Here is a 13,187-nt window from a genome sequence, read left to right on the forward strand (position 1 = left end):
AGGTGAACTTTTGGGTCGGCACATTCGTGTCTTGCCAAGACGGATACCGCCGCGAAGGATGACATCGTGCTGCAACGGATCGCACTGATGGCCATCGCCGCGCCCCGGCGCGTCATCGCTGTTGCGGTTCTGGTGCTGATCGGGGCCGCCGTCTTCGGCATCCCGGTGGCCAAGAATCTTTCCGCGGGCGGTTTCCAAGACCCCACTTCCGAATCCGCGCGCGCGGCCCAGTTGCTGGCCGACAAATTCGGTCAGAGCGATCAACAGATGCTGATCCTGGTGACCGCGCCCGACTCCGCCGACAGCGTGGCGGCCCACGCGCTGGGCACCGACATCGTCAATCACCTGAACCGGTCGCCGGTGGTGTTCAACGTGTCTTCTGCGTGGACCAGCCCACCGGAGGTTGCCGGCCAATTGGTCAGCCGGGACGGCAAATCCGGGTTGATCGTCGCCAACCTCAGAGGTGGGGAGAACGACGCGCAGAAACATGCCCAGACCCTCGTCGATGAGGTGGTGCACGACCGGGACGGACTGACCGTCCGCGCCGGCGGGATGGCGGTGGTGTACGCCCAGATCAATCAGCAGAATCAGCGTGATCTGTTGCTGATGGAATCCATCGCGATACCGCTGAGCTTCCTGGCGCTGGTGTGGGTGTTCGGCGGGCTGCTGGCGGCGGCGCTGCCGATGGCGCTGGGCGGACTGGCGATCGTCGGGTCGATGGCGGTGCTGCGGTTGATCACGTTCTTCACCGACGTGTCGATCTTCGCGATGAACCTGAGCACCGCCTTGGGCCTGGCCTTGGCGATCGACTACACGCTGCTGATCGTCAGCCGCTATCGCGACGAACTCGCCGCCGGCGCCGGGGCGGACCAGGCGCTGATCGTGACGATGTCCACCGCCGGCCGCACAGTGCTGTTCTCGGCGACCACCGTCGGGCTGTCGATGTCGGCGATGGTGCTGTTCCCGATGTACTTCCTGAAATCGTTCGCGTACGCGGGTGTGGCCACGGTGGCGTTCGTCGCGGTGGCCACCATTGTGGTGACGCCGGCGGCGATCGCCCTGCTCGGCACGCGGCTGGATGCACTGGACGTGCGGCGGTTGGTGCGCCGGGTGTTGCGACGGCCCGACCCGGTCGTCGTACCGGTGGAGCAACAGTTCTGGTACCGATCGACCATCTTCGTGATGCGCCGAGCGGTGCCGATCGGACTGGCCATTGTCGCGCTGCTGATACTGCTCGGGCTGCCGTTCCTCGGCGTCCGGTGGGGATTCCCCGACGAGCGGGCGTTACCCCGGTCGGCGTCGGCGCATCAGGTCGGTGACCAACTGCGCTCGGGCTTCGCCGACAACTCGGCGACCGCCATCGCCGCGGTGGTTCCCGACGCGCACGGTCTGACTGCCGATGAGCTGGACAGCTACGCCGCCGACCTGTCCCGGGTTGCCGACGTCTCGTCGGTGTCGGCCCCGGCCGGGACTTTCGTCGCCGGCGCCCGGGTCGGACCACCCGCGGCCGCCACCGGGGTGAACAACGGCAGCGCGTTTCTGACGATCGACTCCACCGCCCCGCTGTTCTCCGATGCCTCGCAGGCTCAGCTGGACCGGCTGCATGCCGTGGCCGGACCGGGCGGCAGATCGGTTGAGCTGGCAGGCCTGGCGCAGACCAACCGCGACAGCGTCGAGGGCATCACCTCGCGGTTGCCACTGGTGCTCGGGGTGATCGCCGTGGTCACTCTCGCCTTGCTGTTCCTGCTGACCGGCAGCGTGGCGCTGCCGCTGAAGGCGGTAGTGCTCAACGTGCTGTCGTTGACGGCGGCGTTCGGCGCGCTGGTCTGGATCTTCCAGGACGGCCACTTCGGCGCGTTCGGGACCACGCCCACGGGAACACTGGTGGCCAACATGCCGGTGCTGCTGTTCTGCATCGCGTTCGGGCTGTCGATGGACTACGAGGTGTTCCTGGTCTCCCGGATCCGCGAACACTGGCTGGCATCTGGTCGGACCCATGCCGACAACGACACGAGCGTGGCGCTCGGCGTGGCCCACACCGGCCGGGTGATCACCGCCGCCGCGCTGGTGATGTCGATATCGTTCGCCGCACTGATGGCCGCGCAGGTTTCGTTCATGCGAATGTTCGGCGTCGGTCTGACGCTCGCGGTGCTGGCCGACGCCACCTCGGTACGGATGATGCTGGTGCCGGCGTTCATGCGCGTGCTGGGCGGATGGAACTGGTGGGCACCGCGGCCATTGGCGCGGTTACATGACCGATTCGGGATCAGCGAGGCGGGCGGCGCGGTGCCGATCGTGGCGCCCAAGTCGCACGGGGGACGACACCGTGCGCCGACTCGCGGGGTACGCGCCAGGCAAGTGCGGTAAGAAAGGGCGTGGCAGCTTCACCTCCTTCCGACGACGCGGACCCGATCGCGCTGGCCCGCGCGAACTGGGAACGGGCGGGCTGGGGCGAAGTCGCCGACGGGATGGTGGCGGTGACGTCGGTGATGCGGGCCCACCAGATCCTGCTGGCCCGGGTGGAGGCGACGCTGCGGCCCTACGACCTGAGTTTCTCTCGGTTCGAGCTGCTGCGGCTGCTGGCGTTCAGCCGCTCCGGCGCACTGCCGATCACCAAGGCATCCGACCGGCTGCAGGTGCACGTCACCAGCGTCACGCACGCGATCCGGCGGTTGGAGGCCGCCGGCCTGGTGGAGCGGTTGCCGCACCCCACCGATGGCCGCACCACGCTGGTGTCGATCACCGATCTGGGCCGCTCGACGGTGACGGCCGCGACGGCCAGCCTCAACAGCGAGGTGTTCGCCGACATCGGGATGTCGGCGGCCGAATCGCGCACCCTGTCCTCGGCGGTTGAGACCCTGCGGCGTAACGCCGGGGATTTCTAGCGTCGCGCTTTTTCTCGCGTCGCATTCCGGGGTGCGTTTTTCTGGCGCGAGGGTGCGTAATCCCGGTGATCAGCCCGGTGTGTCGGCCGGGGACTCGCACGCTCGCGCGGAGGGGGACGGGACCGGGATGGTGGCGATGACGGCGGTGCCTGCACCTGGGCGCGACCGAATATTGAGCCGGCCGCCGACCAACTCGGCGCGCTCGGCCATCGACAGCACCCCGTAGCCGCCCATCTCGTCGCCGCCCACCGGGTGCTCGAAGGTGTCGAAACCGACGCCGTCGTCGACGATCTCCAGCCGGGCGACGTCGGGATCTGCGGTGACCGCGAACCCCAGCCGCACCGTCGTCGCGTCCGCGTGTTTGACGACGTTCTGCAGGCCCTCCTGCGCGATCCGGTACAACGCCAGCTCGATGTGTTCGGGCAGCCGGATCTCGGCCAGGTCCAGCTCGATGGTGAGCTGCGGGATGGATCGGGCCAGACTGGCCAGCCCGCCGGACAGGCCCAGGTCGTCGAGCACCGGTGGCCGCAGCCCGCTGATGGCCACCCGGGTCTCCTGCAGTGTCAGCCCGGCCAGCTCACGGGCCGCCTCCAGCTGTGCGGACGCCTCGTCCGGATCGTGGCCGACCGCCCGGGCGGCGGCATCGAGCCGATAGGACAGCGTCACCAGCCGCTGGGAGATGCCGTCGTGGATGTCGCCGGCCAGCCGGCGCCGCTCGATCTCCTGGGCTTCGATCACCTGCTCGACGAACAGCTCGTGCGCGCGTTCCCGGGCCACCAGCTGCCGGTGCAGCCGGGCCTGATGCATGGCGCCGGCGATCAGCTGGCCGATCACCCGGAGCAACTCGACGTCGCCGGCGGTGAACTCGCGCCGCGCCACGGTGTGCACGTTGAGCACGCCCACCAGCCCGCCCGGATCGGTCTCCATCGGCACCGACACCATCGAGGTGAACTCGCGCCCGCGCAGCGAATCGATCGGAAGATAACGCGGGTCGGCCTCTTTGTCGTCGCTGATCACCACCGGCTCACGGTGGCGGGCGACCCAGCCCGAGACCCCGGAGCTCAGCGGCAGCCGGATCTTGCCCACCTCGGTGTCGAACGGCGGGGTTGCGCCGGTCAAGGTCAGCGAGCGGTCGGTGTCGTCGAGGACGTGCACGAAGCAGACGTCGGTGCCGGTGGCCGCGGTGATCATCCGGGCGGCCGCGGCGGCCAGCGGTTCCACCCCGGGCCCGCTGGAGGCGGCCTGGATGAGCTCCCGCAGCAACGCCAGCTCGTGGTTGGCGTCGACGAAATCCCGCACCGCAATGGGTTTGCGGGCGCGGGAGCGGTTTCCGCCGGCGGAGCTCACCGGTAGATGCCTTCTCGCAGGGCGGTGGCGACCGCGCCGGTGCGGTCGGAGACTCCCAGCTTGCGGTAGATCGACCGGAGGTGGCTCTTGACGGTCTCGTCGCCGATCACCAGCTTGGTGGCGATCCCGCGGTTGGACAGTCCGCTGACCATGTAGGCCAGTATCTCGCTCTCGCGCTGGGTGAGGCCCTGGCGGGCGCCCGGCCAGAACTCGTCGCGCTGCAACCGGGCGGCGGTGCCGGCCGCCCGGGCCGCCAGGCCGGGGTCGATCACCGTCTCGCCGCCGTGGGCCAACTCGATCTGGTGCACCAGGTCGTCGCTGCTGATGCTCTTGAGCAGGTAGCCGCTCGCACCGACCCGCAGCGCTTCGAACAGGTACTGCTCGTCGTCGTAGACCGACAGCATCACCACCCGGCGTTCCGGGTCGCGTTCCCGCAGCGCCAAGCAGAGGTCCAGGCCGCTCTCGCCGCGCATCCGCACGTCACACAGCACGATGTCGGGGTCCGTTTCGGCGATCACCGACAGGGCCTGCTCAGTGCTGATCGCCTGCCCGACGACCTCGATGCGGTCGGAGAACGCGGTGAGCATGGCCCGCAGGCCCTCGATCACCATCTCGTGGTCGTCGACGAGGACAAGTCGCACGGGCATAGCAAGACAATAAGGGCCCGGCAGTTCGGCGAGGCGCGCCGGAGTCGACCCGTAGGGGCGGCGTAGTCGCGTCGAAGCCGGGACTGCCGAATAGGGCCGGGCAGTTCGGCGAGGCGCGCCGGAGCCGGGACTGCCGAACAGGCCCGGCAGTTCGGCGAGGAGCGCCGGAGTCAGCCCCGGGTGGCGATTCCCCCGCCCAGATCCCCCCAATGGGGGAGGACAGGCGAGCTGGTTTTCGGCACTCTCTTGTTATGCAGATCACAACTGAGCTCGCGACATGGACCAGTGCCGGCCGCTCGTTCTGGTGGGACCAGGCGCAGACCGACGCCGAGGTGTACCCCCTGCAAGCGGTGATCTTCGATGTCGACGCACTCGCCGACGAGGACGGGGAGCCCCGCTCCGGGCTGGTGGACCTGGTGCTGAGCCTGTTCGCTACCGGTATCTGGGTCGCGGTGGTCGGCGCCGGACCGCGCAGCTGGGTGCAGGCGCGGGTCCGGGAACTGATCGGGGACGGCATGGCCGAAACCGTCGTCAGTGCCGACGACCTGACCGGTCCCGCCGGGGACGCCGAGCTCTACCGGCTGGCGCTGTGGGAGTTGGGCATCGTGGCAGGCGAAGCGCTGGTGATAGCCGGCTACGAATCCGGGGCCCGCACCGCCGCGGCGATCGGCCTGCCGGTGATCCATGTGGCCTCCGGCGGTGACCCGGCCGGTTACGACGGCCTATCGGCCGCTGGGTGCCGGGCGTTGCAGGCGCAGCGGGTGGTTGCCCGGTTCAGCTCTCGCGCAGCCGGTTGATGACCGCGCTGGTTATTTGACGCTGACGCCACCGGTCATCGACCATCATGTGGTGCGTCGACTGGTGGTTCTGCTGAGCGCAGCGCTATGCGCGATGGGCGTGACATCGATGAGCGCGCCACGGGCTGCCGCGGTCGTCGAACCGTGGTTCGCGAATGCGGTCGGGAACGCCACCCAGGTGGTTTCCGTTGTCGGCGTGGGGCATTCGACCGCAAAGATCGATGCTTATCAGCGGACTCGCGCGGGCTGGGAACCGGTCGCAGCTGGGATTCCGGCACATGTCGGCTCGGCGGGCATCACCCCGCAAACCAAGGAAGGTGAGCCGTCGACCCCGATGGGGTTTTACACGCTCGATTCGGCGTTCGGCACCGCCCCGAATCCCGGCGGTGGCCTGCCGTATGTGCAGGTCGGGTCCGACCACTGGTGGGACAGCGACTCCAACAGCCCGACCTACAACACCATGCAGGTCTGCAAGAAAGCCCAGTGCCCGTTCGACACGAGGGTCAGCGAGAATCTCGACATCCCGCAGTACCGGCACGCCGTGGTCATCGGCGTCAACAAATCCCGCACACCCGGTGACGGCTCCGCCTACTTCTTTCACACCACCGACGGCGGGCCGACGGCCGGCTGCGTGGCGATCGATGACGCCACCCTCGTGAAGATCATCGGCTGGCTGAGGCCGGGCGCGGTGATGGCAATCGCGAAGTAGACGCTCAGCTCTCGCGCAGCAGGTTGATCACCGCGCTGAAGTCCTCGGCGGCGTGCTCGGCGGCGAACTCGGCGTAGATCGCCGCGGCGTGGCTGCCCAGCGGGGCCGGAGCGCCGGTCGACGCCACCGCATCCATCGCCAGGTGAAGATCCTTGTCCATCAGCGCGGTGGCGAAACCCGGCTCGAAATTTCGGTTCGCCGGGGAAGTGGGCACCGGGCCGGGGACCGGGCAGTTGGTGTGCAGCGCCCAGCAGTTTCCGGTGGCGCCGGTCATCACGTCGAACAGGGCCTGGTCGGCCAGCCCGAGTTTTTCGGCCAGCACGAACGCCTCGGCGACCGCGACCTGCTGGACGGCCAGCACCATGTTGTTGCAGATCTTGGCGGCCTGGCCGGCGCCCGCCGCGCCGCAGTGGATGACCTTGGCGGCCATCGGCTCCAACACCGCCCGGGCCCGCTCCACGGCATCGTCGTCGCCGCCGACCATGAACGCCAGCCTCCCGGCGACCGCGCCGGTGACCCCGCCGGACACCGGCGCATCGAGCTGGGCCAACCCGTGTGAGGCGGCCAGCGCGTGCACTTCTCGGGCGTCGGCCACCGAGATGGTGGAGCTGTCGATGAACAGCGTTCCCGGCCGGGCCTCGGTGAGGATCTCGGCGTAGCAGCGCTTCACCGCGTCCCCGTGCGGCAGCATGGTGATCACCGTGTCGGCGCCGGCCACCGCATCGGGAGCCGACGCGTGGATGCTCACGCCACGCTGCCCGGCGGCCGCAGCGGCCACCGGTACCGGGTCAAAACCACGCACAGTGTGCCCGGCGGCCACCAGGTTCGCCGACATCGGCCCGCCCATGTGGCCCAGCCCCAAGAACGCGACGGTCTGCATCGAATCTCCTAGCTGCCGGCCCGGACTCGGGCGGCCTCGGCTCGGCCGACGACCATCCGCATGATCTCGTTGGTGCCCTCCAGGATGCGGTGCACCCGCAGATCCCGGACGATTTTCTCCAGACCGTATTCGCGCAGGTATCCGTAGCCGCCGTGCAGCTGCAGCGCCTGGTCGGCAACGTCGAAGCAGGCGTCGGTGACGTAGCGCTTGGCCATCGCGCACAGCTCCACCTTGTCGTCGGCGCCCTCGTCGAGTGCGGTCGCCGCCTGCCACAGCAGCAGCCGGGAGGTCTGTAGCGCGGTGGCCATGTCGGCCAGGGCGAACCGGATGGTGGGCTCGTCGAGCAGCGCTTTGCCGAACGCCACCCGGTCCGCCAGGTAGCCGCCGGTCTTGTCGAAGGCGGCTTGGCCGCCGCCCAGTGAGCAGGCCGCGATGTTGATCCGGCCGCCGTTGAGGCCGTTCATCGCGATGTTAAAGCCATTGCCTGCGCCGTCTTCTCCACCCAGCATCGCATCGGCGGGTACCCGCACCCCCTCGAAGATCACCTGCGCGGTCGGCTGGGAGTTCCAGCCCATCTTCTGCTCGGCAGGTCCGAAACTCAGTCCCGGCGTGTCCTTTTCGACGATGAACGCCGAGATGCCGCGCGGACCGTCGGCCCCGGTCCGAGCCATCACCACATACACGTCTGAGACGCCGGCGCCGGAGATGAACTGCTTGACGCCGTCGAGCACGTAGTCCGTCCCGCTCTTGACCGCACGGGTGCTCAATGCGGCGGCGTCCGACCCGGCACCCGGCTCGGTCAGGCAGTAACTGGCGACCGCCTGCATCGGCGCCAGCCTCGGCACCCAGGCCTTGCGTTGTTCTTCGGTGCCGTAGCTGTCGATCATCCAGGCGCACATGTTGTGGATCGACAGGTAGGCGGCGATCACCGGGTCGGCGATCGCCAGCTGCTCGAAGATACGCACCCCGTCCAGGCGGCGCAGTCCGGAGCCGCCGACGTCGTCACGGCAGTAGATCGCCGCCATCCCCAACCCGGCCGCCTCCCGCATCACGTCGACCGGGAAGTGGTGGGTGGCATCCCATTCCAGTGCGTGCGGGGCGAGGCGCTTCTCGGCGAACGCCGCCGCAGTCTCGACGATCACCCGTTCTTCGGCATCCATTGCTGTGCTCACTTGTCCAGCCCCTATTGCATTGTGGGGATGTGGAATTCGGCGCCGTCCTTGATGCCCGACGGCCAGCGCTGGGTGACGGTCTTGACCTTGGTGTAGAAGGTTATCGACGCGGTGCCGTGCTGGTTGAGGTCACCGAAACCGGACCGCTTCCAACCACCGAAGCTGTGGTAGGCCACCGGAACCGGGATCGGCACGTTCACCCCGACCATGCCGACCTGCACTCTGGCGGTGAAGTCGCGGGCGGTGTCGCCGTCGCGGGTGAAGATCGCCACCCCGTTGCCGTACTCGTGCTCGCTCGGCAGCCGCAGTGCTTCCTCGTAGTCTTCGGCGCGCACGATGCACAGCACCGGGCCGAAGATCTCGTCGGTGTAGATCGACATCTCAGGCGTGACGCGGTCGAACAGCGTCGGCCCGGCGAAGAAGCCGCCGGACAGATCCGCGTCGCCGAACTGGGTGTCATCGCTGGCCCGTTCGCGGCCGTCGATCACCAGCTCGGCGCCGGCGGCCACACCCTGCCCGATGTAGTCGTTGACCCGTTCCAGGGCGGCTCGGGTGACCAGCGGACCGTAGTCGGCCTTGGGGTCGAGGCTGTGGCCGACCCGCAGGTTGTTGATCCGCTCCACCAGGCGGGCGCGCAACCGGTCGGCGGTCTGCTCGCCGACCGGCACCGCCACACTGATCGCCATGCAGCGCTCGCCGGCGCTGCCGTAGCCGGCGCCGATCAGCGCGTCGACGGCCTGATCCAGGTCGGCGTCGGGCATCACGATCATGTGGTTCTTCGCGCCACCGAAGCATTGGGCGCGTTTGCCGTTGGCGGTCGCCGTCGAGTAGATGTACTGCGCGATGTCGGAGCTGCCGACGAAACCGATCGCAGCGACATCCCGGTGGTGCAGCAGGGCGTCGACGGCCTCTTTGTCGCCGTGAACCACCTGCAGCACCCCCGGCGGCAGCCCTGCCTCGACGAACAGCTCGGCCAGGCGCACCGGCACCGAGGGGTCGCGCTCGGACGGCTTGAGGATGAAGGCGTTGCCGCAGGCCAGCGCCGGTCCGGCCTGCCACAGCGGGATCATCGCCGGGAAGTTGAACGGAGTGATTCCCGCGACCACGCCGAGCGGCTGGCGCAGCGAGAAGACGTCGATTCCCGGCCCGGCGCCTTCGGTGTGCTCGCCCTTGAGCAGGTGCGGGATGCCGACGCAGAACTCGATTACCTCGATGCCGCGCTGGATGTCGCCACGGGCGTCCTCCACGGTCTTGCCGTGCTCGCGGGAGAGCAGTTCGGCGAGCTCGTCGACATGCGCGTTGACCAGGTCGATGAAGCGCATCATCACCCGGGCCCGGCGTTGCGGGTTCTGGGCGGCCCAGCCGCGCTGGGCTTCGGCGGCCGATGTGACCGCGGCGTCGACGTCGGCGGAGTTGGCCAGCGGCAGCTTCGCCTGCACCGTGCCGGTATTGGGGTCGAAGACGTCGGTGGTGCGCTGCGATTCGCCGGCGGTGCGGCGGCCATCGATGAAATGGGGAATCTGAGTACTCATGCGCCATCCCGTGAATATTCGAGTGGTGAGCCGGACCGGCCCATCCCCCAGAATACTAGGACATCCTAGTAAATGCGAGTGGGGGTGCCCAGGCGGTCGGCCGGCTGGTCAGTCCCGGTCCCAATCGGGCAACAACCCGGCCGCGCGGACGTCGGCCAGCGACGGTGCATTCCGGTCCCGCTCGGAGACCACCAGCGGGTGATCATCCGGCCAGTCGATGCCGATCGCCGGGTCGGTGGCACAGATGGTGTGCTCGCGCTGGGGGTCGTACTCAGCGGAGCACAGGTACATCACCGTCGAATTATCTTGCAGCGCAAGGAATCCGTGGGCCAGGCCGGCAGCGAGGTACACCGAGCGGCGATCCCGGGCATCGAGCAGCACCGCATCCCACCGGCCGTATGTCGGTGAGCCGACCCGGATGTCGACGACGACGTCGAAGACCGACCCCGACACGCAGGTGACGTATTTGGCCTGTCCGGGCGGCGTCTGGGCGAAGTGCAGGCCGCGCAGCACGCCGGCGCTCGACACCGAGCAGTTGGCCTGGCGCAGGTCGAAGCGGTGCCCGGCGAACGCGGTGAACTCGCGGTCGGTGAACCACTCGAAGAACACCCCGCGGTCATCGGAGTGCTGAGCGGGCGTGAGCTCCCACGCCCCCGGGATGGCCAGTTCGCGCACGTCCACGTCAGCGGCCCAGCTCTGCGTAGCGGGCCTCGGCGGCATCTTTCAGTGGCGCCCACCAGGATTCGTTGGAGCGATACCAGTCGATCGTTGCGCGCAGACCGGCCTCGAAGTCGGTGTGCTCGGGCTTCCAGCCCAATTCGTCGCGCAGCGCCGACGGGTCGATCGCGTAGCGCAGATCGTGGCCCGGCCGGTCGGCGACGTGATCGAAGTCGTCGGGGTCATGGTCCATCAGCCGCAGGATGGTCTGCAGCACGCTGCGGTTGTCGCGTTCCCCGTCGGCGCCGATCAGATAGGTGCGCCCGGCATGCCCACCGGACATGATCTGCCAGACGGCGGAGTTGTGGTCGTCGACGTGGATCCAGTCGCGCACATTGGCGCCGCTGCCGTACAGCTTGGCCCGCCGTCCGGTCAGCAGGTTGGTGATCTGCCGCGGGATGAACTTCTCCACATGCTGGTAGGGGCCGTAGTTGTTGGAGCAGTTGGAGATCGTCGCGTGGATGCCATAGGAGCGCACCCAGGACCGCACCAGCAGGTCGGCGGCGGCCTTGGTCGACGAGTAGGGGCTGGACGGGTGGTACGGCGTCGTCTCGGTGAACCGGCGCGGCTCGTCGAGGGCTAGCTCTCCGTAGACCTCGTCGGTGGAGACGTGATGCAGCCGTACCCCATGGGCGCGCACCGCCTCCAGCACGGTGAAGGTGCCGATCACGTTGGACCGCAGGAACGGCTCGGGGTCGGCCAGCGCGTTGTCCACGTGGGTTTCGGCGGCGAAGTGCACCACCGCGTCGGACCGCGGATCCAACTCGGCGACCAGTTGCGACACCAGCCCGGCATCGGTGATGTCGCCTTCCACCAGCCGGAATCGACCGGCATCGGAGCCCAGGCCCGCCAGCGATTCGCGGCTGCCGGCGTAGGTCAGTGCGTCCAGCACCGTTATCGCGACGTCGGGTTGCTGCGCGAGGGTGCGGTGCACGAAGTTGGCTCCGATGAACCCGGCACCACCGGTGACCAGCAGACGCATGGGGCAACCCTATCGGCGGTGGAGTGTGTGACGTGCCTGCGAATCGGAAATCCCCGACGCCTGATCGGCGTGTTGTGTCGTGAGATTCCCGGTCGGGCTCAGTCGCTCGGCGTCAACCCCAGCGGCCCGGCCAGCTCCGTCAGCGTCGGCAGCAGCTTCTCCCAGCCGCCCAGCACCTGGATGGTCACCTGATCCGCGCCGGCTTCCAGATGCTCGCCCAACCGGGCGGCGACGGCGTCGGCGGTGCCGTGCGCCACCACCGCGTCGATCAACCGGTCACTGCCGGGGGCGCGCACGTCGCGGTCGCTGAAGCCCAACCGGCGCCAATTGTTGACGTAGTTGGACAGCCGCAGGTAGAAGCCGACGGCCTCGCGTCCGGCGTCGCGGGCCGCGGCGGCATCCGTCGAGAGCACCACCTTGTGCTCGGGCGCCAGGAACACCGACGGGCCGACCAGCTCGCGAGCCTGGGCGGTGTGTTCGGGGGTGGTCAGGTAGGGGTGAGCGCCGGCGCTGCGCTCGGCCGCCAACTTCAGCACCTTGGGGCCCAGCGCGGCCAGCACCCGACGGCTGGTCGGCACTCCGGCCTCATCCAGGGCGTCGAGGTAGTCGACCAGGGCCCGGTACGGACTGCGGTACTCGGCGGTGGCCTCGCGGTGACCGACGCCGATGCCGAGCAGGAACCGGCCCGGGTGGGCGGCCTCGATGCGGTGGTAGGACTCGGCCACCGGTTCGGCCGGCGCCGACCAGATGTTGACGATCCCGGTGGCCACCTGCAACGTCGACGTCGCCGCCAGTAGCGGCTCGACAAACGCCAGGTCAGCGGCCGGCGACATGCCCACCCAGATAGCGCCGTAGCCCAGCTGTTCGATCTCGGCCGCCTGCTCGGGTGTGGGCGCACCGCCGGTCCAGACGCCGTAGCGGCCCAGTTCGGGTTTGAGTGACATTGCTTCGTTCATGTGCGTCCCATCGGGTGATTGACGACGGTTTGGCGTAGCTTGACGGCGGACGGTGCTGTCGGCAACAGTCTGTCACCGCCGGCGATTTTGGCGCCCAGCTCCTCAGCGGGTATCGTTGGACGACGGTGCGGCGTCCGCATCGGCTCTTGCGTGCCTAGTCTGAGATTCCTGGCGATCTACCTGGAATTTCCTGCCACCGGCCCACGTTTTGAAGTCGTAATCGATGCTGCGCCATGGCGGGCGCATGAACACACAACAGGTAAGCCAGACACGGAGGATCGCCGGAGAGTAATGGCAAAGAAAGACGGTGCCATCGAGGTCGAGGGTCGAGTGGTCGAGCCACTGCCCAATGCGATGTTTCGCATTGAGCTGGAGAACGGTCACAAGGTGCTCGCCCACATCAGCGGCAAGATGAGGCAGCACTACATCCGAATCCTGCCGGAAGACCGGGTGGTCGTGGAGCTGTCGCCCTATGACTTGTCCCGCGGACGCATCGTCTACCGGTACAAGTAGCTTCAAGCGCCAGCCCGTACGTAAACCAGCGATGAGAACAGGACCACAGC

General features: G+C 68.4%; 13 protein-coding genes. 5 read left to right on the plus strand and 8 right to left on the minus strand.

Annotated features, from left to right (window positions below):
* Window positions 1–66: 66 nt before the first annotated feature.
* Both ACZYY4_RS02265 and ACZYY4_RS02270 read left to right on the plus strand, forming a co-directional pair.
* Complete coding sequence (locus ACZYY4_RS02265) at window positions 67–2,367, plus strand: MMPL family transporter (protein ID WP_463807789.1); 2,301 nt, start codon at window positions 67–69, stop codon at window positions 2,365–2,367.
* Between the two features lie 8 nt (window positions 2,368–2,375).
* Complete coding sequence (locus ACZYY4_RS02270) at window positions 2,376–2,885, plus strand: MarR family winged helix-turn-helix transcriptional regulator (RefSeq protein ID WP_463807790.1); 510 nt, start codon at window positions 2,376–2,378, stop codon at window positions 2,883–2,885.
* 69 nt (window positions 2,886–2,954) lie between these two features.
* Here ACZYY4_RS02270 and ACZYY4_RS02275 read toward each other — a convergent pair whose 3' ends face one another.
* Both ACZYY4_RS02275 and ACZYY4_RS02280 read right to left on the minus strand, forming a co-directional pair.
* Complete coding sequence (locus tag ACZYY4_RS02275) at window positions 2,955–4,184, minus strand: GAF domain-containing sensor histidine kinase (RefSeq protein WP_463807961.1); 1,230 nt, start codon at window positions 4,182–4,184, stop codon at window positions 2,955–2,957.
* A 44-nt stretch (window positions 4,185–4,228) separates the two neighbouring features.
* Window positions 4,229–4,879: a response regulator gene (locus ACZYY4_RS02280; protein WP_463807791.1), complete on the minus strand. Its 651-nt coding sequence runs from the start codon at window positions 4,877–4,879 to the stop codon at window positions 4,229–4,231.
* Window positions 4,880–5,130: 251 nt separating this feature from the next.
* Here ACZYY4_RS02280 and ACZYY4_RS02285 point away from each other — a divergent pair, with 251 nt between their 5' ends.
* Both ACZYY4_RS02285 and ACZYY4_RS02290 read left to right on the plus strand, forming a co-directional pair.
* Window positions 5,131–5,676: an HAD family hydrolase gene (locus ACZYY4_RS02285; protein ID WP_463807792.1), complete on the plus strand. Its 546-nt coding sequence runs from the start codon at window positions 5,131–5,133 to the stop codon at window positions 5,674–5,676.
* A 52-nt stretch (window positions 5,677–5,728) separates the two neighbouring features.
* The gene (locus tag ACZYY4_RS02290) at window positions 5,729–6,385 is read left to right on the plus strand and encodes a L,D-transpeptidase family protein (RefSeq protein WP_463807794.1); all 657 of its coding nucleotides are present in this window, start codon (window positions 5,729–5,731) and stop codon (window positions 6,383–6,385) included.
* Window positions 6,386–6,389: 4 nt separating this feature from the next.
* Here the strand turns inward: ACZYY4_RS02290 and mmsB are convergent, their stop codons facing one another.
* The 6 genes from mmsB to ACZYY4_RS02320 all read right to left on the minus strand — a co-directional run bounded on the left by mmsB (window position 6,390) and on the right by ACZYY4_RS02320 (window position 12,624).
* Window positions 6,390–7,265, minus strand: coding sequence for a 3-hydroxyisobutyrate dehydrogenase (gene mmsB, locus ACZYY4_RS02295; RefSeq protein ID WP_463807795.1), 876 nt, complete (start codon window positions 7,263–7,265; stop codon window positions 6,390–6,392).
* Window positions 7,266–7,273: 8 nt separating this feature from the next.
* Entirely contained in the window at window positions 7,274–8,425 is a 1,152-nt protein-coding gene (locus ACZYY4_RS02300; RefSeq protein WP_463807962.1) for an acyl-CoA dehydrogenase family protein, read from the minus strand.
* Window positions 8,426–8,448: 23 nt separating this feature from the next.
* Window positions 8,449–9,969, minus strand: a complete 1,521-nt coding sequence (locus ACZYY4_RS02305; protein ID WP_463807796.1) for a CoA-acylating methylmalonate-semialdehyde dehydrogenase — start codon at window positions 9,967–9,969, stop codon at window positions 8,449–8,451.
* Window positions 9,970–10,077: 108 nt separating this feature from the next.
* The gene (rfbC, locus tag ACZYY4_RS02310) at window positions 10,078–10,650 is read right to left on the minus strand and encodes a dTDP-4-dehydrorhamnose 3,5-epimerase (RefSeq protein WP_463807797.1); all 573 of its coding nucleotides are present in this window, start codon (window positions 10,648–10,650) and stop codon (window positions 10,078–10,080) included.
* Window position 10,651: 1 nt separating this feature from the next.
* Entirely contained in the window at window positions 10,652–11,668 is a 1,017-nt protein-coding gene (gene rfbB / locus ACZYY4_RS02315; protein ID WP_463807798.1) for a dTDP-glucose 4,6-dehydratase, read from the minus strand.
* Between the two features lie 98 nt (window positions 11,669–11,766).
* A complete protein-coding gene (locus ACZYY4_RS02320) occupies window positions 11,767–12,624 on the minus strand; it encodes an LLM class F420-dependent oxidoreductase (protein ID WP_463807799.1) in 858 nt (285 codons plus the stop codon).
* A gap of 291 nt (window positions 12,625–12,915) precedes the next feature.
* Between ACZYY4_RS02320 and infA the strand changes: the two genes are divergently transcribed.
* On the plus strand, window positions 12,916–13,137 hold the full coding sequence (gene infA, locus ACZYY4_RS02325; protein WP_003418601.1) for a translation initiation factor IF-1: 222 nt from the start codon (window positions 12,916–12,918) through the stop codon (window positions 13,135–13,137).
* The last annotated feature ends 50 nt before the right edge of the window (window positions 13,138–13,187 follow it).

It is taken from the genome of Mycobacterium sp. IDUB_21 (assembly GCF_055419425.1).

Bases quoted from the DNA above. Each gene is read 5' to 3' on its own strand.
- ACZYY4_RS02280 (WP_463807791.1), bottom strand. From the start codon at position 4,879: ATGCCCGTGCGACTTGTCCTCGTCGACGACCACGAGATGGTGATCGAG.
- ACZYY4_RS02285 (WP_463807792.1), top strand. From the start codon at position 5,131: ATGCAGATCACAACTGAGCTCGCGACATGGACCAGTGCCGGCCGCTCG.
- mmsB (WP_463807795.1), bottom strand. From the start codon at position 7,265: ATGCAGACCGTCGCGTTCTTGGGGCTGGGCCACATGGGCGGGCCGATG.
- ACZYY4_RS02300 (WP_463807962.1), bottom strand. From the start codon at position 8,425: ATGGATGCCGAAGAACGGGTGATCGTCGAGACTGCGGCGGCGTTCGCC.
- ACZYY4_RS02305 (WP_463807796.1), bottom strand. From the start codon at position 9,969: ATGAGTACTCAGATTCCCCATTTCATCGATGGCCGCCGCACCGCCGGC.
- rfbB (WP_463807798.1), bottom strand. From the start codon at position 11,668: ATGCGTCTGCTGGTCACCGGTGGTGCCGGGTTCATCGGAGCCAACTTC.
- ACZYY4_RS02320 (WP_463807799.1), bottom strand. From the start codon at position 12,624: ATGAACGAAGCAATGTCACTCAAACCCGAACTGGGCCGCTACGGCGTC.
- infA (WP_003418601.1), top strand. From the start codon at position 12,916: ATGGCAAAGAAAGACGGTGCCATCGAGGTCGAGGGTCGAGTGGTCGAG.